This window comes from Brucella sp. H1_1004 (genome assembly GCF_047308065.1).
Lineage (GTDB): Bacteria > Pseudomonadota > Alphaproteobacteria > Rhizobiales > Rhizobiaceae > Brucella > Brucella pseudogrignonensis_B.
This window is the reverse complement of the sequence record NZ_JAYKZA010000002.1, coordinates 112,784-137,442: the sequence shown is the minus strand read 5'-3', so window position 1 is coordinate 137,442 and position 24,659 is coordinate 112,784. Positions and strand designations below refer to the sequence as shown.

The following is a 24,659-nucleotide window of genomic DNA, read 5'->3' as shown; positions in this document are numbered from 1 at the left end:
GCAAAAACATGCAGGGAATTCTCTACGAAGAACCGTCATTCTGGCTGTTTTTTCTCATCACTTGCCTTCTGGGCGGTTGGGCCGCGTGGATGACAGGACGTGCCTGTGCTCAGACATGGCGGACTTATCCGCAGCTTTTGCTGTATCTTATCCCATTGGGTGCGGCGGTGCGTTTCATTCATTATGCTTTGTTTGGTGGTACGCTGCTGTCGTGGCACTACTACCTGGTCGATCTCGTCGTTCTGGTGATCGTTGGAACGATAGGGTTTCGCTTTACCCGTACCAAGCAGATGGTGCGTCAGTATAACTGGCTCTATGAAAAGGCTTCGCCTTTGAGTTGGAAGGCAAAGTAATTTAAAATTTCGCCGCGAGAGACATGCAAAGCATGGCTTTAAAGCAGTCGTTCTGAAAATAAAAACTAAAATGCTCTGGCGGCGGAGTTTTTCTAAGAGATCACGTTGAACAAATAGAATTCAGCGTCGATATTGCTGGGGAATCAGCAAGAAAATAAGCGATGCAAAACATCGTTCGGGGTAACTATAATCGGGAGTTCAAGTAAATGAAGAAATCGCTTTTTTCCGGCGTTGCTCTTGCAGCAGTGATGGCTTTCAGTGGCTCGGCTTGGGCAGACGTGCTTTTGGGCATCGGTGCACCATTGACTGGTCCAAACGCTGTTTACGGTGCGCAGATTCAGAAGGGTGCTGAAGCCGCTATCAAGGAAATCAATGATGCCGGTGGTATCAATGGTGAAAAAATAACGATCACGCTCGGCGACGACGTGTCTGATCCGAAACAGGGTATTTCCGTTGCAAACAAGTTTGCTGCTGATGGCGTGAAATATGTGATCGGTCACTTCAACTCCGGCGTTTCGATCCCGGCTTCTGAAGTTTATGCCGAAAATGGCATTCTGGAAATTTCGCCAGCTGCAACCAACCCGGTGTATACCGAGCGTGACCTGTGGAACACGTTCCGTACCTGCGGCCGTGATGACCAGCAGGGCATCGTTGCCGGGCAGTACATCTTTGACAATTTCAAGGATGGCAAGATTGCTGTCATCCACGACAAGACGCCTTATGGTCAGGGCCTTGCCGATGAAACCAAGAAGAAGCTGAATGAACTTGGCGTGACGGAAACTGTTTATGAAGGCGTGAATGTTGGCGAAAAGGATTTCTCGGCACTGATCGCTAAGCTCAAGCAGCAGGGTGTGAATGTTCTGTATTGGGGTGGTCTTCACGCTGAAGCCGGTCTCATCATCCGTCAGCTCGCTGATCAGGGTCTGAAGGTTCAGTTCATTTCGGGCGATGGTATCGTTTCCAACGAACTGGCTTCGATTGCTGGCGACGCGGTTGCTGGAACACTCAATACGTTCGGTCCAGATCCACGTAACAATCCAGCCAATGCTGAGCTCGTCAAGAAGTTCCGCGACGCGGGCTTTGAGCCTGAAGCTTACACGCTCTACTCTTATGCCGCTGTTCAGTCGCTGGCAGGTGCTGCAAAAGCTGCTGGTAGCAACGACCCACAGGAAATTGCGAAAGCGTTGAAGGAAAAGGGTCCGTTCCCAACCGTTCTTGGCGATCTGTCTTATGACGAAAAAGGCGATCCAAAACTCCCAGGTTACGTAATGTATAAGTGGGAAAAGGGTGCTGACGGGAAATATACTTACATTCAGCAGTAAGTTTTTCGTAGCATTATTTCGTAGATTGATAGAATGCCCGGCTTTGTGTCGGGCATTTTTATTTTAGAATTATTTAAATGAATGACATCATGCGTAAAAAACATGATTTTTAGTTTAAATTGGTGTGGACTTCTCAAAAAGAAGATAATCTATCTGCTTTGTCGAATTCTAATGGCGATTATCGCGGCGTATATTTGTTTGCCCTGAGGAGGGGTGAATTAGCTAGGGAGTAGTTGAAATGAAAAAATCCTTATTCTGCGGTGTGTGTCTTTCCGCGTTGGTGGCAATGGGGGGAGCCTCTTTCGCTGATGTACTTTTGGGCGTTGGTGCACCGCTTACAGGCGGTCAGGCTGCCTATGGCGAACAGATCAAGCGTGGTGTAGAGGCTGCAGTTGCGGAAGCCAATGCCAAGGGCGGCATGAACGGCGAACAGATCACTATTGTGTATGGTGATGATGCCGCCGATCCGCGTCAGGGTATTTCCGTTGCAAACAAGTTTGTCGGCGATGGCGTTCAGTTTGTTATCGGTCATTTCAATTCTGGCGTAAGTATTCCAACATCGGATATTTATGCAGAAAACGGCGTGTTGATGATTGCGCCTGGTACGACGAACCCAACCTTTACCGAGCGTGATTTGTGGAACACCTTCCGCACATGCCGTCGTGACGATCAGCAGGGCATCGTTGCAGGTAAGTATATTGCCGACAACTACAAGGACGGCAAAGTTGCTATCCTGCACGACAAGACCCCTTATGGTCAGGGCCTTGCCGATGAAACCAAAAAGTCGCTCAATGCCAATGGCAAGGAAGAAACGCTTTATGAAGGCGTCAATCAGGGCGACAAGGATTTCTCGGCGCTGATTTCCAAGATGAAGGCAGCCGGAATTACCGCTGTTTATTGGGGTGGTATGCACCCGGAAGCAGCACTCATCATCCGGCAGATGGCCGATCAGGGTTTGAAGGCGCAGTTCATTTCGGGTGACGGCATTGTTTCCAACGAACTGGCCTCGATTGCAGGTGATGCGGTTGCCGGTGTGCTCAATACTTTTGGCCCAGACCCGCGTGATGATGCAGCCAATGCTGCCCTGATCAAGGCGTTCCGCGACAAGGGATTTGAGCCAGAAGCCTACACCTTCTATGCTTATGCGGGTGTTCAGTCGCTGGTTGATGCAGCCAATGCTGCCGGAAACAATGATCCGCAGGAAGTTGCCGCTGCTCTCAAGGGCAAGGGTCCATTCAAGACAGTTCTCGGTGATCTGTCCTATGACGCAAAGGGCGATCCTAGCCTTTCGCCTTACGTGATGTTTGAATGGCGCAAGGGTGATGATGGCAAATACAACTACTTCCAGAAGAAGTAAGTCAGACTCAGTCAGTCAATTTGATTTCTGAACGTTGTTCAGTCAGCTGAATGCACTAATTCCTGAGTAAATCAGTGCAATCTGCCTCATATATTAGCAAGTTTTGCTTCTAATTTTAGCAGTGTGCCCGGCTTTTGGTCGGGCATATTGTTTTTCTCTCCTGATTGCACAGTTTGTTTGCGCTTGCTTACATTGCACGCTAATCAAAGTCGTATCTATCATTGCAGTCTTGGGAGTCCTGCCTTGCCCATTAGAAAAATTCTGGTCGCCAATCGTTCAGAAATTGCTATCCGCGTGTTCCGTGCAGCCAACGAGCTTGGCATAAAAACGGTGGCCATATGGGCAGAGGAAGACAAACTCTCACTGCATCGCTTTAAAGCAGACGAAAGCTATCAGGTCGGTCGTGGACCGCATCTGGCGCGTGATCTTGGACCGATTGAAAGCTATCTGTCGATTGATGAAGTGATCCGCGTGGCTAAGCTATCGGGCGCTGATGCTATCCATCCGGGCTATGGCCTTTTGTCGGAAAGTCCTGAATTTGCCGAAGCTTGTGCGCAGAACGGCATTATTTTCATCGGCCCTAAGCCGGAAACTATGCGCCGTCTGGGTAACAAGGTTGCCGCGCGCAATCTCGCCATTGAGATTGGCGTTCCTGTGGTGCCCGCGACCGATCCGCTGCCGGACGATATAGCCGAAGTAAAGAAGCTCGCCGCCAAGATCGGCTATCCGTTGATGCTGAAAGCATCATGGGGTGGTGGCGGTCGCGGTATGCGTGCCATTCGTGCTGAAGAAGATCTTGATCGCGAAGTGACGGAAGCCAAGCGCGAAGCCAAGGCTGCGTTTGGCAAGGATGAAGTCTATCTCGAAAAGCTTGTCGAGCGTGCACGTCACGTCGAAGTGCAGATTTTGGGCGATACGCATGGCAATGCTGTTCATCTTTATGAGCGCGACTGCTCGATCCAGCGTCGCAATCAAAAAGTGGTTGAGCGTGCGCCTGCGCCTTACCTCAATGACGAACAGCGTCAGGAACTGGCCAGCTATGGTCTGAAGATCGCTCATGCCACCGATTATATCGGTGCAGGCACCGTTGAATTCCTGATGGATGCCGACACTGGCGCATTTTACTTCATCGAAGTGAACCCGCGCATTCAGGTTGAGCACACCGTCACGGAAGAAGTAACAGGCATCGATATCGTTAAAGCCCAGATTCATATTCTGGAAGGCTATGCGATTGGTACGCCAGAATCGGGCGTGCCGGAGCAGAAGGATATTCGCCTCAACGGTCATGCGCTGCAGTGCCGCATTACCACCGAAGATCCTGAGCAGAATTTCGTTCCAGACTATGGCCGCATTCAAGCCTATCGCTCGGCATCGGGCTTTGGCATTCGTCTCGATGGCGGCACAGCCTATTCTGGCGCGGTCATCACGCGCTATTACGATCCGCTGCTGGTGAAGGTCACAGCGTCGGGTTCTACGCCGATTGAAGCCATCCGTCGTATGGACCGCGCATTGCGTGAATTCCGTATTCGTGGTGTGGCGACAAACCTCACCTTCGTTGAAGCAATCATCAATCATCCGAAATTCCAGTCGAATGATTATACGACGCGCTTTATCGATACGACGCCTGAGCTTTTCACCCATATGAAGCGTCAGGATCGTGCGACCAAACTCCTGACTTACGTTGCTGATGTGACGGTCAACGGTCATCCGGAAACCAAAGGTCGTGCGTTACCAACTCAGGATGCGGCGAAGCCGATTGTGCCGTGGTTTGGTGATCTTCCGGTCGTCGACGGCACCAAGCAGTTGCTCGACAAGCTTGGACCGCAGAAGTTTGCTGAATGGATGCGCAATGAAAAGCGTGTTCTGTTGACCGATACGACCATGCGTGACGGTCATCAGTCACTGCTGGCAACGCGTGTGCGTACCTATGATATTGCGCGCGTGGCCAATGCCTATGCGCAGGCACTGCCGAACCTCTTCTCGCTTGAATGTTGGGGCGGTGCGACCTTTGACGTGTCGATGCGCTTTTTGACGGAAGATCCGTGGGAGCGCCTGGCAATGGTGCGCGAAGGCGCGCCAAACATCCTGCTGCAAATGCTCCTGCGCGGCGCGAATGGTGTTGGCTACAAGTCCTACCCGGACAATGTGGTAAAGTATTTCGTGCGTGAAGCAGCGCGTGGCGGCATGGACCTGTTCCGCGCGTTCGATAGCCTTAACTGGGTTGAGAACATGCGCGTATCGATGGATGCGGTGCTGGAAGAGAACAAGCTTTGTGAAGCGGCGATCTGCTACACAGGCGATATCCTCAATCCAGAACGCGCTAAATACGACCTTAAATATTATGTCGATTTGGCCAAGCAGGTTGAAAAGGCTGGCGCGCATATAATCGCCGTCAAAGACATGGCGGGCTTGTTGAAGCCTGCGGCGGCACGTGTGCTGTTTAAGACGCTGCGTGAAGAAACCGATCTGCCTATCCATTTCCACACCCATGATACGTCGGGCATTTCGGCGGCGACTGTGCTTGCAGCCGTGGATGCCGGTGTCGATGCAGTTGATGCGGCAATGGATGCCTTCTCCGGCAATACATCGCAGCCATGCCTTGGGTCGATTGTCGAAGCGCTTCATGGATCAGATCGTGATCCGGGCCTTGATACGGAAACTATCCGCCGCATTTCCTTCTATTGGGAAGCGGTGCGCAATCAGTACGCGGCCTTTGAAAGCGATCTCAAGGGACCGGCTTCGGAAGTGTACTTGCACGAAATGCCGGGCGGGCAGTTCACAAACCTCAAAGAACAGGCGCGTTCGTTGGGTTTAGAAACCCGCTGGCATGAAGTGGCGCAGGCCTATGCCGATGTGAATTGTATGTTTGGCGATATCGTCAAAGTCACGCCATCTTCGAAGGTGGTGGGCGACATGGCGCTGATGATGGTTTCTCAGGACCTGACTGTTGCCGATGTTGAAAACCCGGACAAGGACATTGCTTTCCCGGATTCGGTCGTCTCGATGATGCGCGGCGATCTTGGTCAGCCGCCATCGGGCTGGCCAGCATCGTTGCAGAAGAAGGTGCTGAAAGACGAAAAACCATTCACTGTACGCCCTGGTTCGCTGCTTCCAGCCGCTGACCTTGATGCCGAACGTAAGTCGATTGAGGAAACACTTGGTCGCGAAATCACGGATCAGGAGTTTGCTTCCTACTTGATGTATCCAAAGGTCTTTACCGATTATGCAGCAGCGCAGGAAAATTATGGTCCGACCAGTGTTCTTCCAACGCCAGTTTATTTCTATGGCTTGAAGCCGGAAGAAGAAGTGTTCGTTGATCTCGAACGCGGTAAGACACTTGTGATCGTCAATCAGGCAATGTCTGAAACGGATGAGAAGGGCATGGTCACTGTGTTCTTCGAGCTCAACGGTCAGCCGCGCCGCGTCAAGGTGCCAAACCGCGCTAAGGGTGCGTCGGGTGGTGTGAAGCGCAAAGCGGAACTCGGCAACGACAAACATGTTGGTGCGCCAATGCCGGGTGTTGTGTCCACTGTCGCTGTTTCTCAGGGCCAGAACGTGAAAGCTGGCGATGTGTTGCTGTCCATCGAAGCGATGAAGATGGAAACGGCCCTGCGTGCTGAACGCGATGGTTCGATTGCCGAAGTGCTCGTGCGCCCCGGCGAACAGATTGACGCGAAGGATCTTTTGATCGTCTTTGGAGAATAATTTCTTTTTTTAGAAATCTTGAAAACGCCGCGCCCTGAAAAAGAGCGCGGCGTTTTCTTTTGCTTGCGTGGTCATAAAAATCTGCTATGCACGTTTTCGCCGATTCATGCATGTTTATGCATGGTAACAGGAATGAGCGATGACAGAGCTATTACTGGACGAAAGACAAGCGCGTATTCAGCAGTTGCTTGAGCAGTCTGGCCGCGTCTTGGCGAGCGAACTCGCTGAATCCTTTGGTGTTTCGGAAGATACAATCCGACGTGACCTTCGCGAGATGGCGGCTGCGGGCCTCTGCAAGCGTGTTTATGGAGGTGCCTTGAAGGCCGCGCCTTCCTACGCGCCGCTTTCTGAACGTGACACGGAAAGACCGGAGGCCAAGACGACCCTTGCCGCCGCGCTGGCTGGTCTGATCGAGCCAAACATGACGGTGTTTCTCGATTCCTCCTCAACCAATCTGGCGCTTGCACGTCTGCTCGTGGATCGGGGTGATGTGATCACCATTGTCACCAATACGCCATCGATTGCAGCAATTGTTTTGCAGTCGGACAAGATCGATGTTGTGATGATCGGTGGTCCCATTGATCGCCGCGTCAGTGCAGCGGTTGGTGCACGCGCTTTGCGTGATGCGGAGCTGGTGCGACCTGACCTTTGTATGCTCGGAGTATGCGGCTTTTCTGCCGAAACAGGCATTACAGCGCTTCATCTGGAAGATGCGGAATTCAAACGGGTTATCGCTGGGCGAAGTCGTAAGGTTGTGCTGGCAATCACCAGTGACAAGCTCGGGACGGTTGCTGCGCACGATGTCATACCCATTGAGGCTGTTGCTGTTATGGCTGTTGAACATGATACAAAAGAAGATGTCCTTGCGCCTTATCGGGCATCAGGCATGACGATTATACATGCCGCAGAAGGGCGTGACTGAGGAAGCCATGGAACAGACTGCCGGACGAAATGATGCGTTGAGTGATCGGGCGCCAATCGTAACCAGAGAGCGCATTGCGGTGGCTCTGCTCTTTCTGATGAACGGATATATTTTTGGTGGCTGGGCACCAAAAATTCCCGAATTTGCAGGTCGTCTTGGGCTTGATACCAGTGGCATGGGGCTGATGATCCTTGTGTTTGGTATTGGCTCGCTTTCGATGATGCCGGTGGCAGGCGCGCTGTCCGCACATCGTGGATCTGGCGCGGTTGTGAAGCTGTTTGCAATCGGCCTTGTCCCGGCTTTGCTGATTATTGCGCTGGTGCCCAATATCGTCACAGCCGTGATTGTCATGTTCTATTTTGGTGGCATGATCGGCGCGATGGACGTTGCAATGAACGCGAATGCGGTTGGCGTCGAAAAGCATATGCGTCGCGCAATCATGTCGTCCTGCCATGCTTTCTGGAGCCTTGGCGGACTGATTGGGGCAGCAACGGGCGGCTTTTTGATTGCGCATGTTGGCTCAACTGCTCATGCGCTGATTGCAACGGTTGTAGCCGCAGGCGTGCTTGCTTTTGCTTGGCCTTCAATCATTGCCGATAAGCATTATCATCCAAGTGGTGAAAAGCAGAAGCTGACTTTGCCACGCAATGCACTCCCATGGCTGGTGGGCATTATCGCTCTGTTCTCGATGATCCCAGAAGGCGCAATTCTCGATTGGGGTGCCTATTATCTTCGCGATGAACTGGGCGCATCCGTGACCGTTGCTGGCTTTGGTTTTGCTGCCTTCTCAATGACCATGGCAATCATGCGCTTTGCAGGTGATATTGTCCGCGACCGTTTCGGCGCAATCAACACGCTGCGTTTTTGCACGTCGATTGCCATTATCGGCATGGTGATTGTCGGCCTGTCGAGCAACCCTTATGCGGTAATCTTTGGCTTTGCGATTTGCGGTATTGGCATCTCCAACATGGTGCCGATAGCCTTTTCCATCGGCGGCAATCTGCCGGGCATCAATCCAAGTGTCGGCCTGTCGATTGCCACCACCATGGGCTATTCGGGGATGCTGGTTGCACCTTCGCTTATCGGCTTTGTTGCCAAGCATAGCGGTTTCAGCGTGGTGTTTCTGTCGCTGCCTGTCCTGTTGCTGGTGGTACTCGCCTTCTCAGGGCTGGCAAAATACGCGGACAGTTCGCATTAAGCATTTCCAGCAAAAGTGCGTAGCGGTTTTGCGTAGGATAATGCGTGGAAAAAATACATCGAGCGATTATTGCTCGATGTTTATTCAGCGGTCCAGCCGCCCTCGACCGGGAGGGCGGCACCGTTGATCTGTGCTGCGGCATCCGTTGCAAGGAAGGCCGCAAGTGCGCCAATCTGGGCAGTCGTTACAAATTCCTTTGTCGGCTGCTTATCCAGCATGACCTCGCGGATCACCGTTTCGCGATCCATGTTATGGGCTTTCATCTGATCGGGTATCTGAGCTTCGACAAGCGGGGTGAGTACATAGCCGGGGCAGATGGCATTGGCTGTAATCTTTGCGGTGGCAAGTTCAAGTGCCAGCGTTTTTGTGAAGCCAACAATGCCGTGCTTTGCTGCGACATAAGCCGACTTGAACGGTGACGCGACCAGCCCATGCGCTGACGCGATATTGATGATACGGCCCCAGCCAGCTTTTTTCATATGGGGGATCGCTGCGGCTGAGGTGTGAAAAGCCGATGTCAGGTTGATCGCGATAATCCGGTCCCATTGATCGGTCGGAAATTCTTCGACGGGCGCGACGTGTTGGATGCCCGCATTATTGACGATAATGTCTGCGCTGCCAAAGGCGTCAACGCTCTTTTCGATCAATGCGCGACAATCGTCAGGCTTTGACATATCAGCGGCAACATAGATCACGCTTACGCCATGTTCTTTGGCGATTGCTTGTGCCAGATCGTGGTCTTCGCTGCGGTCTGTGAAGGAGTTGATCACAACATTGTGCCCGGAACCGGCCAACGCATGGGCGATGCCAAGACCAATGCCGGAATTGGAACCCGTGACAATAGCGGTTTTGCGGGCCTTAGCATTTGCCATGTTTCATCTCCTCCTCTGGAATCATTGCATAATGAGGAGGCGACAAGCCGTCGGCAAGTGATTATATAACAAGAAAACGATGCAGGCAGGCGTTGACAATTGCGCCTTGCTACGCCACCTGAAAACAGGCCCGTACGAAGAGCGGTTTCCGATACGCGAAATATAATTTGCTTCGGCAATTGCAGCAGGACAAAAGAACAGAGCACAATGTCTTCCGAGACCGTCAGCTATTTTTCGCATCCTTTTCCCCGTCGCCGATCCGTTGGCGTGAGCGTTGGCGGAGTTATCGTTGGCGGCAGCGAGCCTGTTGTTGTCCAGTCAATGACCAATACCGATACGGCTGATGTTGATGGAACTGTTGCACAGGTTGCTGCTTTGCATCGTGCCGGTTCCGAGATCGTGCGTATTACAGTGGATCGGGACGAATCGGCTGCGGCTGTGCCGAAGATCCGTGAGCGTCTTGAACGCCTCGGCATGAATGTGCCACTGGTCGGCGATTTTCATTATATCGGTCACAAGCTTTTGGCCGATCATCCGGCCTGCGCTGAAGCGCTCGCGAAATATCGCATCAATCCGGGCAATGTCGGTTTCAAGGACAAAAAAGACAAGCAGTTCGCTGACATCGTCGAAATGGCGATCCGGTATGACAAGCCGGTGCGCATTGGTGTGAACTGGGGTTCACTCGATCAGGAATTGCTGACCACGCTGATGGATCGCAATCAGGCCGAGGGTGCGCCTTTGAGTGCGCAGGAAGTCATGCGCGAAGCCATTGTGCAATCGGCACTGATTTCTGCTAACCTTGCCGAAGAGATTGGTCTCAGTCGCGATAAGATTATCTTGTCTGCCAAGGTCAGTCAGGTTCAGGACTTGATCGCTGTCTATACGATGCTTGCGAATCGTTGCGATCATGCTCTGCATCTTGGTCTCACCGAGGCCGGAATGGGCACCAAGGGCGTTGTCGCGTCATCCGCTGCGATGGGTATTTTGCTACAGCAGGGCATTGGCGATACAATTCGCATTTCACTCACACCAGAGCCAGGTGGTGATCGCACGCGCGAAGTTCAGGTGTCGCAGGAATTGTTGCAGACCATGGGCTTCCGCCAGTTCATTCCAATTGTTGCGGCGTGCCCGGGGTGCGGACGTACGACGTCTACGGTTTTTCAGGAATTGGCGCAGAATATTCAGGACGATATTCGCCGTAGCATGCCGATCTGGCGTGAAAAATATCCAGGCGTGGAAGCACTTTCGGTGGCGGTCATGGGATGCATTGTCAATGGTCCGGGCGAATCGAAACATGCCGATATTGGCATTTCGCTTCCGGGTACAGGCGAAACGCCGTCCGCCCCCGTCTTTGTCGATGGCAAGAAGGTGACGACGCTGCGCGGACCGGAGATTGCCGCTGATTTCCAGAAAATGGTTGCCGAATATATCGAGAACCGCTTCGGGCTTGATCAGAAAGTGGCTTCTTAGCTAGCTTTGCCGTTCTGCGATGAAGCGGGCGGCTTGCTTGAGAATCGTTGCATTTTCACCAAATGGCTCAAGAAGGTCCTCAGCCTGAGCAACCAGACCGGAAAGCTGTTTGCGGGTCCATTCGATGCCATGAAGCGACACGAGCGTAGCTTTGCCTGCCGCTGCATCTTTGCCAGTTGCTTTGCCCATGACGGCGGCATCCGCAGTCACGTCCAGAAGGTCATCGGCAAGCTGAAAAGCAAGGCCGATAGCTGAGCCAAACTCCGCCATGCGCTCGCGGTCTTCGCGCGATGCACCTGCAATGATTGCTCCGGCTGCACAGGCAAAGCGGATCAACGCACCGGTCTTCATGGCTTGCAGCGTGATGATACCCGCTTCATCCGGTTTGTTGCTTTCTGCCATCAGATCAAGCGCCTGACCGCCAGCCATGCCACCGATGCCTGATGCACGCGCCAGCGCCGAGACTAGTTCGATGCGGATTTTGGCTGGAAGATCAGTTTCGTCAGACGCAACAATATCAAAGGCATAGGTTAGCAGACTGTCACCTGCGAGGATCGCTGCGGCTTCATCAAAAGCCTTATGCACGGTTGGTTGCCCGCGCCGCATGTCGTCATTGTCCATTGCAGGCAGATCATCATGCACCAGCGAATAGCAGTGAATGCATTCGAGTGCCGCTGCTACGCGCAGTACAGAATCGCCGTGCTTGCCAAACATGGCGGCACTCTCAACAACGAGAAAGGGGCGCAGGCGTTTGCCACCATTCAGTACACCATGGCGCATAGCGGCTAACAATCGCTCGGGGCGCGCCACTTCGCCGGTGCGCAACCGAAGATCCAGAAGCCCGACCAGCATTGTCTCGACTTCGAGAGCGCGCAGATGCAGGGATTGAGCAAAATCTACAGACACGTTTTCCATATGTTAGGGGATGGACCAAAGTGCAGATTTGGTCAACTGGGCACAACGATCAGCACAGGCTTTTTCATCCAGCGGTCATCAAACAGGTTGTTTCTTGTCAGAAGCTTTATGGAATCAGGTTCATTATTGTTAAGGAATAGTTTATGTCGCTTAATAAGGAATAACGGGCGGTGGATGTGGCAAAAATCATTCTCAGGAGCAAAGATGGTCGCAATTACTTGGCTGATCCCGTTTGGGGTGGCAGGATTGCCCTTATGCTCAAGATTTTGATCGGTCTTGCCGTCTTACCGCTTTTTTTGATCCTCGTTTATTCAATACCCTTTGTGCGCCCGATTTCGACATTGATGGTGAAGGACTATGTTCTTTTGCGCGATGTGGACCGGCAATGGGTTAGTATCGACGATGTTGCGCCAGTTCTGGTGAATTCCGTGATGATGGCTGAGGATGGGCAATTTTGCAGCCATGGCGGCGTAGACTGGCACCAGCTCAGTCTTGTGCTCGACAGTGATGGCGCCCCCAGTCGTGGAGCTTCGACCATTACCATGCAGACAGTGAAGAACCTTTTCCTCTGGAATGGCCGGTCTTACGTGCGCAAAGGGCTGGAGTTTCCATTGGCGCTGGTTGCCGACGCTGTGCTTTCAAAGCGACGCATTATGGAGATTTATCTCAATATTGCTGAGTGGGGTCCGGGCATCTATGGCATTGAGGCGGCGGCTCAACATTATTTTAAACGCCCCGCATCGCGGCTGAATGCGCAGCAGTCGGCCTTGCTCGCTGTAACGCTTCCCAACCCATTGCTTCGCAATCCTGCCAAACCGACACGCAACATGCAGCGCATTTCACGTATTGTTGCCGGACGTGCTTCACGCGCTGGTCCTTATGTGACTTGTGTTCAATAGCTGGAAAAAAGATAAGACTCCGCTGGTCAAATGCCGCAAGAGCGTGTATAGGCACGTGACTTTCCGGAATTTTGTCCGATGTGACAGGCTCTTCGGGGCCGTGCCGGACGTTTATTGATCGATCAGTGGAGCTGAATCCATGGCAGTACCTAAACGCAAAACGTCTCCGTCGAAGCGCGGCATGCGCCGCTCGGCAGACGCACTCAAGGCCCCGACTTACGTCGAGGACAAGAACTCGGGCGAACTTCGTCGTCCACATCATATCGACCTTAAAAGCGGTATGTATCGTGGCCGTCAGGTCCTCGAAGCTAAGGAATAGTCTTAAGCTGCTTTGCAGCTGAAAGATGGTTTTCAAAAACGCCGTTTCCGGTTTCCGGAAGCGGCGTTTTCTTTTTTATCCGGCATCGGCAACAAAGCTGGCAGCTTCAATGCCAGCAACAGCAGCAATTTCATCATTATCCGAAGTGTCGCCGGAAATGCCAACCGCACCGATGATTTCGTTGTTTGCATCCTTGATGAGAACGCCGCCCGGCACTGGTACGATTCTACCGCCGGAAACATTGGATAGACCTTCAAGGAAATGCGGACGGTCTTTTGCCTGGTTGTTAAGCCAGCGTGATCCAGCGCCGACAGCGAGAGCGCCGAAGGCTTTGCCGGCTGCGATTTCAAAACGTAGAATCGATGCACCGTCCTGTTTCTGAAAAGCCTTCAGATGACCACCGGCATCAAAGACTGATACGGCCAACGGCTTTAGCTTCAGTTCCGTGGCTTTTGCAAAAGCGGTTGTGATGATGGCATTGGCTTTTTCTAGTGTCAGTGCGGACATAGTGATCTCCTTGGTTTCCGTGATCCTAACTTAACGCGTGTTGCGCGAGGCGTGTGGTCTTAACTGCGCGTTCCATGACGAAACAGATTATTGATTTGAGCAAAAATACTTCGCATCGCCTTATTCTACGAAACTTGCAAAGCGATGCGTTTTGGTCTTTCTCTGTCGGTGATTTTCAAGGAGGAAAGAATGACTGCATCACATATCCAGAAAGCAATCGTCATCGCCAGTGCAGCGCGTACCGCTGTGGGGGCGTTTAATGGCGCTTTCGCCAATGTAACCGCGCATGAACTTGGAGCCGCTGCAATTAAGGCCGCACTTGAACGTGCCGGTGTTGATGCAACGGACGTGGATGAAGTTATTCTCGGGCAGGTGTTGACGGCAGGCGAGGGGCAGAATCCGGCTCGTCAGTCCGCCATGGCCGCGGGTTGTCCAATTGAGACGACTGCCTTTTCGATCAATCAGCTTTGTGGTTCGGGCCTACGTGCCGTGGCGCTCGGAATGCAGCAAATATTGGCAGGTGATGCGAAAATCATTGTCGCAGGTGGTCAGGAATCGATGTCGATGGCGCCACATTGCGCGCATCTGCGCAGTGGCGTGAAGATGGGCGACTTTAAGATGATCGATACAATGATCAAGGACGGCCTGACCGATGCCTTTCATGGATATCATATGGGTATCACCGCCGAAAACATCGCAAAGCAATGGCATCTGAGTCGGGATGATCAGGACAGCTTTGCGCTTGCTTCGCAAAACAAGGCAGAGGCAGCGCAGAAGGCAGGCCGTTTCGATGATGAAATCGTGCCGTTTGTTGTCAAAAGCCGCAAGGGTGAAACGGTTGTTTCTGCGGACGAATATATTCGCGCAGGAACGACCATCGAAGCGCTTTCAAAACTCAAGCCTGCTTTTGATAAAGAAGGCACTGTGACGGCTGGTAACGCATCCGGTATTAATGATGGTGCTGCCGCGCTGGTCCTGATGGATGCCGATGAGGCTGAAAAGCGTGGTGTTGAGCCGCTTGCACGGATTGTTTCCTGGGCAACAGCCGGTGTTGACCCATCGATTATGGGAACAGGACCAATTCCTGCTACGCGCAAAGCACTCGAAAAGGCTGGCTGGACAGTTGCAGATCTTGATCTGGTTGAAGCCAACGAAGCTTTCGCCGCGCAATCCTGTGCTGTTGTTCGCGATCTTGGGATTAATCCAGAGATCGTCAACGTGAATGGCGGAGCGATTGCCATTGGTCATCCGATTGGCGCATCAGGCGCGCGCGTGCTGACAACGCTTCTTTATGAGATGAAACGCCGTGGTGTGAAGCGCGGTCTTGCTACGCTTTGCATCGGTGGTGGCATGGGCGTCGCCATGTGTGTGGAACGGCCATAAACAGCTTAAAGGTTAACGCCAATATGGCTTGAAACGACATTAGGGCAGCAAATCTGCGCTGCCCTATGGAATTCCAATCACAGAACCACTACATATTGTGAGAACAAAGGCAGAAAATCGATCAATCAGCGATTCGTCGCCGATTCGTTCTGGCTTTGAACTGAAGGTTAATGAAAAGACGTTTTTAATCGGCCTGAATTAAACTAAGGCCCGGAAAAAAATGATAATTTAGAAACGAGTGATTTAATTGCGCTCTGCGAATTTTGTCGATGAATGCAAAGGTTAACAATCGCGCAGTTCTATTCTTAAAAAGTCCGATGCATTAACGATTGCGATTCAGCATATAGTGGCAGGATAGGCGCCAACGTCTATATGTTGCCGTGAACAAAAGGCGAAGAGTGCGGAGTCAGCGATTCGTCGCCGATTCGTTCCAGAGTCGTTCTATTTGTTAAACGGCGTATTTGTTAAGATGTCTGGGCATCGAAAACCCAGAGTGAATCATGTGTATTGAGGCGCAGTGCCATGGATAAGCCGTTTTGTTTTTTTGAGGGTGCATGCAGCAAGAGTTCCGGCTAGAACAGTCGCGGCTTTGACCGCGCCGGAATTCCTTTAAGAACATAGGTCTAAACTTAACAGGAGCGCTTTCGGCTCAAGTCATATAGTGCTATCGCATAGCTTTACGTATGGCATTTGTTCCGGGAATTCTACAATTGGCATGAACCACCTCCCTGCCCATGATCTGCCGCTGACCTTGAGCGGCCGCGGTGTGACTGCGGTGCTTGGGCCGACGAATACCGGTAAGACGCATCTCGCGATTGAGCGTATGTTGTCACATGGCAGTGGCATGATTGGTCTTCCGCTACGGTTACTCGCGCGCGAAGTCTACAATCGTGTCGTCGAGAGAGTGGGCGCGGCTAATGTTTCGCTGATTACCGGCGAAGAAAAAATCGCTCCGCCCAATTCGCGCTATTCTGTTTGCACGGTTGAGGCCATGCCGCGCCGCACGGATATGCCCTTTGTGGCTATCGATGAAGTGCAGCTAGCAGGCGATCTTGAACGCGGGCATATTTTTACGGATCGCATTCTGCATCTGCGCGGGCGGCAGGAAACGTTGTTGCTCGGCGCTGGCACGATGCGCGGCATTTTGGAAAAGCTGTTGCGTGGCATTACGGTGGTGACGCGTCCGCGCCTGTCCCATCTCACCTATGCAAGTTCGAAGAAGATTATCCGCTTGCCGAACCGTTCGGCGGTTGTCGCTTTTTCTGCGGATGAAGTTTATGCGATTGCTGAATTAATTCGCCGTCAGCGCGGTGGTGCTGCGGTGGTTATGGGGGCTCTGAGCCCACGCACCCGAAATGCACAGGTCGAGCTTTATCAGTCGGGTGATGTTGACTTCCTCGTGGCGACCGATGCCATTGGCATGGGCCTAAATCTGGATGTTGATCATGTCGCCTTTGCGCAGAATCGCAAGTTTGATGGCTATCAGTTCCGTGATTTAACGCCGTCTGAGCTGGGACAGATTGCGGGCCGTGCCGGGCGCCATTTGCGTGATGGTACGTTTGGCGTAACAGGTCAGGTTCGTCCGCTGGATGACGAAATGGTCGAGCGGATTGAGGCGCATGACTTTGACCCAGTTAAAGTTCTGCAATGGCGGACGGGTCGCTTCGACTTTTCTTCGCTGAATGCTTTGCTCTACTCTTTGGACACACCAACGCCGGTTGTCGGTTTAACCAAGGCTTTGCCTGCTGTTGATCAGCAGGCTCTTGAAAATTTGTCGAAAGACGAAGACATTGTGCGGCTTGCAACAACGCCTGCGCGAATTGAACTTTTGTGGGATACCTGTGCGCTCCCCGATTATCGTAAGATCGCGCCGGCGCAACATGCCGATATCATAGCAACCATTTATCAGGATCTGGTCCGCCGAGGGAGCGTTGATGAAGATTATATGAGCGAACAGGTGCGCCGCGCCGATAGTACAGAGGGGGAAATCGACACTCTGTCTCATCGCGTCGCGCAAATCCGTACCTGGACTTTTGTGTCGCACAGGCCCGGTTGGCTTGCCGATCCGACACACTGGCAGGAAAAGACGCGCGAAATTGAGGACAGATTGTCCGACGCGCTGCATGAAAGGTTGACGAAACGCTTTGTAGACCGCAGGACAAGCGTGCTTATGAGGCGCCTGAGAGAGAATGCTATGCTAGAAGCAGAAATCAGTTCGACCGGAGACGTAAACGTCGAAGGCCATAATGTCGGGCAACTGGAAGGATTCCGTTTTACCGCTGACGTTCAGTCCGATGGACCGGATGCGAAGGCAGTAAAGACGGCTGCACAAAAGGCGCTGGCCGCCGAATTTGACCGTCGTGCGGAGCGTTTTGCTGCTGCTCCCAACGGTGATTTTGCGCTCGGTTCAGACGGTGTTCTGCGCTGGGTTGGTGCGACTGTCGCCACGCTTGTTGCGGGTGATGATGTGTTGAAGCCGCGCGCGGTCATTTTGGCTGATGAGCAGCTGACTGGCCCAGCGCGCGATAAGGTGGCTGCACGCATTGAACGTTTTGTCGCTCATCACATTGAGACCGTTTTGAAGCCTTTGACGGATCTCAGTGCCGCTGATGCGCTGACCGGCATGACACGCGGTCTGGCTTTCCAGATCGTGGAAGGTCTTGGTGTTCTTCAGCGCCGCGATGTGAGCGAAGAAGTACGTGGTCTTGATCAGGACTCGCGCGCAGCACTTCGTCGTCTTGGCGTGCGCTTCGGTGCTTACCATGTTTTCATGCCAATGCTGCTTAAGCCTGCTCCTGCTGGCCTGATCACACTGCTTTGGGCGTTGAAGAACGAAGGCAAAGAACGCGCCGGTTATGGCGATGTGGTCAATGTTCTGGCCGCTGGCCGTACATCGGTTGTCGTTGATCCGGCTTTTGATCAGCAGTTCTACCGTCTTGCAGGCTATCGCGTGCTGGGCCGTCGTGCTGTTCGTATCGACATTCTGGAACGTTTGGCTGATCTTATCCGTCCGGCACTTGCCTGGCGTCCAGGCGCGGGTACGCGTGCAGAGGGCGCATTCGATGGCGGTCGCTTTATTGTGACGCCAGCGATGATGTCTATTCTGGGTGCAACTGCTGAGGACATGGAAGAAATTCTGAAAAGTCTCGGTTATCGTCAGGAAGCGATGGACGCGGCTGCTGTCACCGCTAAGCTTGCCGAGCTTGATGCATTTGCGGCTGCTGCTGCAACTGCGGCTCAAGCTGAGGTTGTTGAAGAAGAAACTGTCTTCAAAGCAGCCGTTCCAGCTTCTGCGCCGGCTAGCGAAGCAAAGCCCGCTGTTCCTGCTGCGGAACCTGTTCCAGCGCCTGTTAAGGCTGTTGCACAAGCAAAGGCAGCATCAGAAGCAGTTGAAGCTCCAGCTGAAGAGCCAAAGCCAATTCTTCTCTGGCGGCAGGGCCGCTTTGAAGGCCGCAATCGCAATCATGACCAGAACCAGAATCGTCAGCGCAACCATCGCCCACAGCAGGGTGATGCGCGCAAATCAGATGCTGGTTCTGAAGGTGGTGATGCGCAGGGCGCACGCGATAATCGCGGTGGCGCGAAGCGTTTTGACAAGAACCGTCGGAATGATGGCGAAGGTCAGGATCGTGGCCAGAACAAACGTGAAGGCTTTAAAGGCAAGGCTCGCGATGGCAATCGTGATCATCGCCAGTCAAAGCGTGACAATGTGAACCCACAGGCAAACAAGCGCGTTGAGCAGGAACGTCCGGTTCGTATCGACCCCGATTCGCCATTTGCCAAGCTTCTTGCTCTCAAGGAGCAGATGAAGAAGTAAAATGGTGACCGAAGCGATTGCACGACAGCGCATTGATAAGTGGCTGTTCTTTGCTCGCGTGGTTAAATCAAGATCGCTGGCGGCGAAACTCGCCGCTGGCGGCAAGGTCCGGGTCAACAGTGCAAAGATCGATCAGGCCGCCTATCAGGTGAAGATTGGCGATGTTCTCACCATCACGCTTGAACGACATATTCTGGTCTACAAGGTTTTGGCTCCCGGAGAACGCCGCGGCCCAGCACCCGAAGCGCAGCTTCTTTATGAAGATATGACGCCCAAACCAACGCAACAATCGAAAGCTATCGAGGCTGTTCAGCCACAGCGTGAAAGTGGTGCAGGGCGACCAACGAAGAAAGAACGGCGTGAAACGGATCGTTTGCGCGGTCACTGATGCGGACGCAATGACGCAGTTTGATGTGCCTTAACGAATGAAATTTCGTGTTAAGCGTCTAAAATAAAAGCATTTTCTGAATTTTAACACGCAAAAGAAATGTCATTTCAGATGTTCGTGACATAGTGATATTGCGTCGTTTGGACCCTTGTCATGGCGAGATAAAATCGTTACCTCACCGTTGGCGATTGCATAGGCATGAGCTGGCAAGCAAGCCACACGCCGTAGCACCATATGCGTGACACATATGACGTGACCGGAGCGAAAACATTCAGATGTTCGATCTGCGTGTTTAACTGTCAGTTCACTAGAGATAAGCCGTCTCTTCAAATGGGAGAGTGGCAACAGGAGTTGGACAATGACTTATGTCGTGACCGATAATTGCATTCGTTGCAAATATACGGACTGCGTCGAGGTTTGTCCTGTCGACTGTTTCTATGAGGGCGAGAACATGCTCGTCATCAATCCGGACGAGTGCATTGATTGTGGTGTCTGTGAGCCTGAATGCCCCGCTGAAGCCATTAGTCCTGATACTGAGCCGGGCCTCGACAAGTGGCTTGAGCTGAACGCTGAATATGCAGCGAAGTGGCCAAACCTGACCGCCAAAAAAGATGAGCTTCCCGAAGCGAAAGAAATGGACGGCGTGTCGGGTAAGTTTGAGCAGTTCTTCTCGGCCGAAGCTGGCCCCGGCGATTGATTGCTCGTCCGAGCTTTTTTCGATTAATTTTGATAAAAATAGTTGCCTCAAAAATGCGTTCTGAATCGTGGAATGCGACATATTTGGCAATTTGTTGATTCTTGCGCGAAATTGTGTTACCTTGCGTAAATAATTTCGGTGACTGGACGTCAACACGTGGCGCAAATGCGTTAATCTCTGAAAGGGCTAATCTTTTTTACTGGGCTGTATGGCACCGGGATGGATTATTGCGAATGCAGCAACCGTTCCTCACCAAACTCTCCCGGTAAATAAATTTGTGCCTGAGATGCGTTTCCAGCTCAAAACCGCAACGACTTCCGTACGTCTCCCAAGACGTGCGGTCGAAATCATGTGTTAACCGGCTAGTTGTGCCGGGCACAACAGGGAGTATTAGAGCGTATGACATCCCAGCAGAAGAAGGCGCCGGCTCGTCAGGGTTTCAAGACCGGTGAATCCATTGTTTATCCAGCTCACGGCGTCGGCCAGATCGTTGCCATCGAAGAGCAGGAAGTTGCCGGCCACAAGCTTGAGCTTTTTGTTATCGACTTTGAAAAAGACAAGATGCGCCTCAAGGTGCCGGTCGCTAAGGCTGTCAGCATCGGTATGCGCAAGCTGTCGGAAACCGATTATGTTGAACGCGCATTGAAGGTCGTACAGGGCCGTGCACGCGTCAAGCGCACCATGTGGTCGCGCCGCGCACAGGAATATGATGCAAAGATCAATTCCGGCGACCTAATCATGATTTCTGAAGTTGTACGTGATCTGCATCGCGCAGAAAATCAGCCAGAGCAGTCCTATTCTGAGCGTCAGCTTTATGAAGCAGCGCTTGATCGTATGGCCCGCGAAATTGCTGCAGTGAACAAGCTTTCGGATACAGAATCTGTTCGTCTCATTGAAGCAAATCTTGCTAAGAGCCCGAAGCGCACCAAGGCTGATATTGAGGCCGAAGGCGATGCTGAAGGTGATGAAGTCGAAGCAGCATAATAAATTGTTGTAATTTTTCTAAAAAGCCCGGTTTTGCCGGGCTTTTTATTTTCTGAATAACAGATTTGGGCATTGCCCAAGTGATCCTGAACTCTATTTTCTTTGATATCTGAAGATTTGTTGCGTTCCTTATGGAACCGCAGAGCTTCCTTTGCGTTGTAATCAAACCAGTTCGTAAACGGGTTTGTTTTGCGGCGTATTAATCTGGCCTCAAAGCAGGTCTGTCACAGGGTTTTTGAACGAATACGAGTTGTTCATTCAATTGTTCTTCGCAGAGCTGATTTATCTTTTGTCTTGTCCTTCAAAGTTCTTTTGAAGGCTTTGCACTAAGAACAGGAGAACCAGATGAGCATGTTGTCGATTAGCAGTTCCTCCCCAGTTCCAACCCAAGTTTCAGCATCAGTTCCCTCGTTGCGGTTGCCGAAGGCATCGCGCAATATGGTGCCTGCACCATCTTCTTCCCCTCAATCCATGATCCGCAACGCTATGTCAGCGCCTTATCTTGAGCGTGACGAAGAGCGTTCGCTGGCAATAGCGTGGAAAGAAAACAAAGATCAGAACGCACTGCATCGAATGACTGCATCACATATGCGGTTGGTCATTTCGATGGCGGGACGTTTCCGGAAGTTTAAGCTGCCGATGAGTGATCTCATTCAGGAAGGTTATGTGGGTCTGCTTGAAGCGGCAGCACGCTTTGATCCTGAGCGTGAAGTTCGTTTCTCGACTTATGCGTCATGGTGGATCCGCGCTTCGATGCAGGATTACATTCTGCGTAATTGGTCGATCGTCCGTGGTGGCACCAGTTCGGCGCAAAAGTCGCTGTTTTTCAATCTTCGTCGCCTGCGCTCGAAGCTTGCGCAAGAAGATGAAACACTGACGAAGGCAGAAATCTATCGCCAGATTTCCACCCAGCTTGGAGTTTCGGCGAATGACGTTGAAGTGATGGATAGCAGGCTTTCGGGGTCTGACAGTTCGCTTTCAGCGTCGTTGAACAATGATGAATCAGGCACGTCAAGCCGCATGGATTTTCTTGTCGATGATCATCCTTTGCAGGATGAGGTCGTGGAAGGCGCAATCGATAGCGAACGTCGTGTTGGCTGGCTTCACACGGCACTCCATGCGTTGAATGAACGCGAGTTGCATATCATTCGCGAGCGTCGTCTGGATGATGATGGTGTGACGTTAGAGGCGCTCGGTGAAAAGCTTGGCATTTCAAAAGAACGTGTCAGGCAGATTGAAAGCCGCGCGATGGAAAAACTTAAGATCGCGCTGCTTGATCAGCACGAAATGGCGGTTTACCAAGTCTAATATTTAGCCCTGACTTCCGTTTAATCGGCCTGACCAGTCTTCTACTTTACGGTTCTCAAGGCGGCGAATGGCATAGCGCTTCCAGCCATCGGCAAGGTGAACGATCTTGGCCATCTGTGCCAGTTCGTCATAATTGAGCGTATCGACATAAAGCAGATTCCAGAGACGGTGTAACGTCCATTCCGGCGACAGACGCTCGATCAGTGTCATTGCATCGTCTTGGGCCACGACGCCTTCTTCCAAAACACGATAATACCAGCCGGTACGCCCCGTCTTCTGAACACGGACGGCCATATCTGCGACATTGAAACGAGCGTTTAGCTTCCAGCAGGGTTGTCTGCCTTGAGAGACTTCAATGACAGCCGTGCCTATGCGAAAGCGATCACCGACTGCAACATTTTGCTCAGTTAGGCCGATGGTAGAAATATTCTCGCCAAAGGCACCTGCATCATTCAGCTGCTCATTTTCTCCCAAATCGTTGAGCCAGTCTGCGTAATGATCGCGTGGGTAGTGATGGACGGCCTTCTCAGGCCCACCATGCACTTTTTTGTCGCCTTGTTCGTCGCACTCCAATCCATCGCGCAGCAGGCGCACAGGGCCAGAAACCGGCTTTTTATCAATGCCGCTTGGCGCTTGCCGCTCGCCCAAGGGAGAGATCTTACCAGCGAGCAATGATTGGACGATGACTTCCATTGGGATTTACTCGCTGATGAGCTTCACGCGGTCGCCAACAGATACCGTCGCACCGGCTGGCATAGCATTCAGAAGGCGGAAGAGTTCAAGTTTGCGCGTCGTGCCCTGCATGCGCGCCGAAAGGCTTGCCATGGTGTCGCCCGGCTTCACAGTGACCACGCGAATGCGCAATGGTTTGATAGCTTCTTGTTCAGCGCGTGTAAGCAGGCGGAACGACTGTGTCACGGTTTGCGATGCAGGCATCAAAGCATTGCTGCCTTTTGGCGCTGCTGTGAGGAAGCGATAAACTTTGTTATTTGCGGCTATCACCACAATATCGAATTGCCAGCGATCGGCACTTGCGCGTGCAGTTGCAGCGGGCAGGCCGTTGATGGTGATCGGACGGATTGAACTTTCGTCCAAGCCTGTTACCCAACCCGATTTGATGTAATCGGTGAGGTTTGAGCCTGACGGTAGCGAAGCGCCGTCGAAGCGGATTGCCACTTCGCCCGGGCCACTTGCCATGACGGCTGTCGCCGAATTGTCGATGGTGAAACCGGCGGGAGCTGTAAAGGTCACACCAAGTTTTGGATGAATGAAAGTCTGCTCGCGAACGTAGCCCTCACTCGGTGAGTCGCCATAAAGCAGCCCATCAATACCATTGAGGAAAGAATCGCGATCCGTGGTGCCGACGCCCGGTGCACCGATACGGCGCGCATGGCCAAGTGCCAACTGAATGCGCTGCGGCGTTGCAGGGTGGCTCGCAAGGAAGTCGAGGCTTGCATCGGTCGCGCCAGAAACCGAACGGAAATCCGTATAGGCTTCCATCGATTGCAGGAAGCGTGCAGACGCAAAGGGGTCGTAACCCGCTTCACCGATCATCTTGATGCCGATAGCATCGGCTTGCAGTTCCTGATTGCGTGAGAACTGCGCAAGACGCAGCTTACCACGAATGTCTGCTTCACGGCTGGCGCTTTCATTGTGCAGCACTTCGGTTGCAACACGTCCGGCGATTGCCGTCTCGGCTTCTTTTTCCTGACGAAGAATACCGTGATTGGCAACCACATGGCCCATTTCGTGTGCAATGACGGCTGCAACTTCCGACGAGTCATTGGCGAGCGCCAACAGCCCACGCGTTATGTATAGAAAACCGCCCGGCAATGCGAAAGCATTGATGTTGGGGCTATCCAGAATCGTGATGCGATAGGTTTGATCCGGTTTGTCAGAAACGGTGGTGAGATTACCCACAATTTTGGCGACCATGCGCTCAAGCTTTGCGTCCTTATATTCGCCGCCATAGGTGGCAAGAATACGCGGGTGCTGCTGTGCGCCGATTTGCGCCAGGCGATCATTGCGCGAAACGTTTTCAACGGTCACCGGATTTGAAGACGGCTGAAGGCCGAGATCCTTACTGGAATTGATCGACTGGCAGCCCGAAATCACGGCAACAGAAAGCAAGCCAAAACCGATGGCTGATTTCCGCCAATTGTGCTGTGCCCATTCTGGCAGCGAAAGGGGGAGACACAGGGAGGCCCGAAGACGGGTCGTATGACGGAACAGTATTTTACCCT

General features: G+C 52.5%; 20 protein-coding genes. 15 read left to right on the top strand and 5 right to left on the bottom strand.

The window, feature by feature from the left end; all coding sequences use genetic code 11:
- The first annotated feature begins 8 nt into the window (after nt 1–8).
- The 6 genes from U2P60_RS07905 to U2P60_RS07880 all read left to right on the top strand — a co-directional run bounded on the left by U2P60_RS07905 (nt 9) and on the right by U2P60_RS07880 (nt 8,857).
- On the top strand, nt 9–353 hold the full coding sequence (locus tag U2P60_RS07905; RefSeq protein WP_313827232.1) for a DUF6867 family protein: 345 nt from the start codon (nt 9–11) through the stop codon (nt 351–353).
- Between the two features lie 206 nt (nt 354–559).
- On the top strand, nt 560–1,675 hold the full coding sequence (locus U2P60_RS07900) for a branched-chain amino acid ABC transporter substrate-binding protein (RefSeq protein WP_313827230.1): 1,116 nt from the start codon (nt 560–562) through the stop codon (nt 1,673–1,675).
- Nucleotides 1,676–1,913: 238 nt separating this feature from the next.
- Nucleotides 1,914–3,032, top strand: a complete 1,119-nt coding sequence (locus U2P60_RS07895) for a branched-chain amino acid ABC transporter substrate-binding protein (protein WP_413572123.1) — start codon at nt 1,914–1,916, stop codon at nt 3,030–3,032.
- A 243-nt stretch (nt 3,033–3,275) separates the two neighbouring features.
- Nucleotides 3,276–6,737 (top strand): pyruvate carboxylase, encoded by a 3,462-nt coding sequence (gene pyc, locus U2P60_RS07890; protein WP_413572121.1) that lies wholly within the window; start codon nt 3,276–3,278, stop codon nt 6,735–6,737.
- 139 nt (nt 6,738–6,876) lie between these two features.
- Nucleotides 6,877–7,659 (top strand): DeoR/GlpR family DNA-binding transcription regulator, encoded by a 783-nt coding sequence (locus U2P60_RS07885; RefSeq protein WP_313827225.1) that lies wholly within the window; start codon nt 6,877–6,879, stop codon nt 7,657–7,659.
- Nucleotides 7,660–7,666: 7 nt separating this feature from the next.
- Complete coding sequence (locus tag U2P60_RS07880; RefSeq protein ID WP_413573715.1) at nt 7,667–8,857, top strand: MFS transporter; 1,191 nt, start codon at nt 7,667–7,669, stop codon at nt 8,855–8,857.
- An 80-nt stretch (nt 8,858–8,937) separates the two neighbouring features.
- Here the strand turns inward: U2P60_RS07880 and U2P60_RS07875 are convergent, their stop codons facing one another.
- The gene (locus tag U2P60_RS07875) at nt 8,938–9,729 is read right to left on the bottom strand and encodes a 3-hydroxybutyrate dehydrogenase (RefSeq protein ID WP_413572120.1); all 792 of its coding nucleotides are present in this window, start codon (nt 9,727–9,729) and stop codon (nt 8,938–8,940) included.
- Nucleotides 9,730–9,936: 207 nt separating this feature from the next.
- Here U2P60_RS07875 and ispG point away from each other — a divergent pair, with 207 nt between their 5' ends.
- The gene (ispG, locus tag U2P60_RS07870; RefSeq protein WP_313827222.1) at nt 9,937–11,199 is read left to right on the top strand and encodes a flavodoxin-dependent (E)-4-hydroxy-3-methylbut-2-enyl-diphosphate synthase; all 1,263 of its coding nucleotides are present in this window, start codon (nt 9,937–9,939) and stop codon (nt 11,197–11,199) included.
- Here the strand turns inward: ispG and U2P60_RS07865 are convergent, their stop codons facing one another.
- A complete protein-coding gene (locus U2P60_RS07865) occupies nt 11,200–12,114 on the bottom strand; it encodes a polyprenyl synthetase family protein (protein WP_413572119.1) in 915 nt (304 codons plus the stop codon).
- Between the two features lie 176 nt (nt 12,115–12,290).
- Between U2P60_RS07865 and mtgA the strand changes: the two genes are divergently transcribed.
- Both mtgA and rpmF read left to right on the top strand, forming a co-directional pair.
- Complete coding sequence (gene mtgA, locus U2P60_RS07860) at nt 12,291–13,013, top strand: monofunctional biosynthetic peptidoglycan transglycosylase (RefSeq protein ID WP_413572117.1); 723 nt, start codon at nt 12,291–12,293, stop codon at nt 13,011–13,013.
- Nucleotides 13,014–13,152: 139 nt separating this feature from the next.
- Nucleotides 13,153–13,332 carry a 50S ribosomal protein L32 gene (gene rpmF / locus U2P60_RS07855; protein ID WP_006467787.1) on the top strand — a complete coding sequence of 60 codons (180 nt, stop codon included), beginning with the start codon at nt 13,153–13,155 and terminating at the stop codon, nt 13,330–13,332.
- A 75-nt stretch (nt 13,333–13,407) separates the two neighbouring features.
- Here the strand turns inward: rpmF and U2P60_RS07850 are convergent, their stop codons facing one another.
- Complete coding sequence (locus tag U2P60_RS07850; protein WP_413572116.1) at nt 13,408–13,839, bottom strand: GlcG/HbpS family heme-binding protein; 432 nt, start codon at nt 13,837–13,839, stop codon at nt 13,408–13,410.
- Between the two features lie 189 nt (nt 13,840–14,028).
- Between U2P60_RS07850 and U2P60_RS07845 the strand changes: the two genes are divergently transcribed.
- From U2P60_RS07845 to U2P60_RS07820, 6 genes are all read left to right on the top strand, one after another.
- Nucleotides 14,029–15,222, top strand: a complete 1,194-nt coding sequence (locus tag U2P60_RS07845; RefSeq protein ID WP_413572115.1) for an acetyl-CoA C-acetyltransferase — start codon at nt 14,029–14,031, stop codon at nt 15,220–15,222.
- Between the two features lie 715 nt (nt 15,223–15,937).
- On the top strand, nt 15,938–19,039 hold the full coding sequence (locus U2P60_RS07840) for a helicase-related protein (RefSeq protein ID WP_413572114.1): 3,102 nt from the start codon (nt 15,938–15,940) through the stop codon (nt 19,037–19,039).
- Between the two features lies 1 nt (nt 19,040).
- Complete coding sequence (locus U2P60_RS07835; RefSeq protein WP_413572113.1) at nt 19,041–19,427, top strand: RNA-binding S4 domain-containing protein; 387 nt, start codon at nt 19,041–19,043, stop codon at nt 19,425–19,427.
- A 358-nt stretch (nt 19,428–19,785) separates the two neighbouring features.
- Nucleotides 19,786–20,124, top strand: coding sequence for a ferredoxin FdxA (gene fdxA, locus U2P60_RS07830; protein ID WP_250041177.1), 339 nt, complete (start codon nt 19,786–19,788; stop codon nt 20,122–20,124).
- A gap of 399 nt (nt 20,125–20,523) precedes the next feature.
- On the top strand, nt 20,524–21,108 hold the full coding sequence (locus tag U2P60_RS07825) for a CarD family transcriptional regulator (protein ID WP_313827213.1): 585 nt from the start codon (nt 20,524–20,526) through the stop codon (nt 21,106–21,108).
- Between the two features lie 345 nt (nt 21,109–21,453).
- Nucleotides 21,454–22,416 (top strand): RNA polymerase factor sigma-32, encoded by a 963-nt coding sequence (locus U2P60_RS07820; RefSeq protein ID WP_413572112.1) that lies wholly within the window; start codon nt 21,454–21,456, stop codon nt 22,414–22,416.
- A gap of 3 nt (nt 22,417–22,419) precedes the next feature.
- Here the strand turns inward: U2P60_RS07820 and U2P60_RS07815 are convergent, their stop codons facing one another.
- Entirely contained in the window at nt 22,420–23,109 is a 690-nt protein-coding gene (locus tag U2P60_RS07815) for an MOSC domain-containing protein (protein WP_413572111.1), read from the bottom strand.
- Between the two features lie 6 nt (nt 23,110–23,115).
- Entirely contained in the window at nt 23,116–24,597 is a 1,482-nt protein-coding gene (gene cdlP / locus U2P60_RS07810) for a cell division protease CdlP (protein ID WP_313828548.1), read from the bottom strand.
- Nucleotides 24,598–24,659: the final 62 nt, after the last annotated feature.

Bases quoted from the DNA above. Each gene is read 5' to 3' on its own strand.
- U2P60_RS07905 (WP_313827232.1), top strand. From the start codon at position 9: ATGCAGGGAATTCTCTACGAAGAACCGTCATTCTGGCTGTTTTTTCTC.
- U2P60_RS07900 (WP_313827230.1), top strand. From the start codon at position 560: ATGAAGAAATCGCTTTTTTCCGGCGTTGCTCTTGCAGCAGTGATGGCT.
- U2P60_RS07895 (WP_413572123.1), top strand. From the start codon at position 1,914: ATGAAAAAATCCTTATTCTGCGGTGTGTGTCTTTCCGCGTTGGTGGCA.
- U2P60_RS07885 (WP_313827225.1), top strand. From the start codon at position 6,877: ATGACAGAGCTATTACTGGACGAAAGACAAGCGCGTATTCAGCAGTTG.
- U2P60_RS07880 (WP_413573715.1), top strand. From the start codon at position 7,667: ATGGAACAGACTGCCGGACGAAATGATGCGTTGAGTGATCGGGCGCCA.
- U2P60_RS07875 (WP_413572120.1), bottom strand. From the start codon at position 9,729: ATGGCAAATGCTAAGGCCCGCAAAACCGCTATTGTCACGGGTTCCAAT.
- ispG (WP_313827222.1), top strand. From the start codon at position 9,937: ATGTCTTCCGAGACCGTCAGCTATTTTTCGCATCCTTTTCCCCGTCGC.
- U2P60_RS07865 (WP_413572119.1), bottom strand. From the start codon at position 12,114: ATGGAAAACGTGTCTGTAGATTTTGCTCAATCCCTGCATCTGCGCGCT.
- rpmF (WP_006467787.1), top strand. From the start codon at position 13,153: ATGGCAGTACCTAAACGCAAAACGTCTCCGTCGAAGCGCGGCATGCGC.
- U2P60_RS07850 (WP_413572116.1), bottom strand. From the start codon at position 13,839: ATGTCCGCACTGACACTAGAAAAAGCCAATGCCATCATCACAACCGCT.
- U2P60_RS07845 (WP_413572115.1), top strand. From the start codon at position 14,029: ATGACTGCATCACATATCCAGAAAGCAATCGTCATCGCCAGTGCAGCG.
- U2P60_RS07840 (WP_413572114.1), top strand. From the start codon at position 15,938: ATGAACCACCTCCCTGCCCATGATCTGCCGCTGACCTTGAGCGGCCGC.
- U2P60_RS07835 (WP_413572113.1), top strand. From the start codon at position 19,041: ATGGTGACCGAAGCGATTGCACGACAGCGCATTGATAAGTGGCTGTTC.
- fdxA (WP_250041177.1), top strand. From the start codon at position 19,786: ATGACTTATGTCGTGACCGATAATTGCATTCGTTGCAAATATACGGAC.
- U2P60_RS07825 (WP_313827213.1), top strand. From the start codon at position 20,524: ATGACATCCCAGCAGAAGAAGGCGCCGGCTCGTCAGGGTTTCAAGACC.
- U2P60_RS07820 (WP_413572112.1), top strand. From the start codon at position 21,454: ATGAGCATGTTGTCGATTAGCAGTTCCTCCCCAGTTCCAACCCAAGTT.
- U2P60_RS07815 (WP_413572111.1), bottom strand. From the start codon at position 23,109: ATGGAAGTCATCGTCCAATCATTGCTCGCTGGTAAGATCTCTCCCTTG.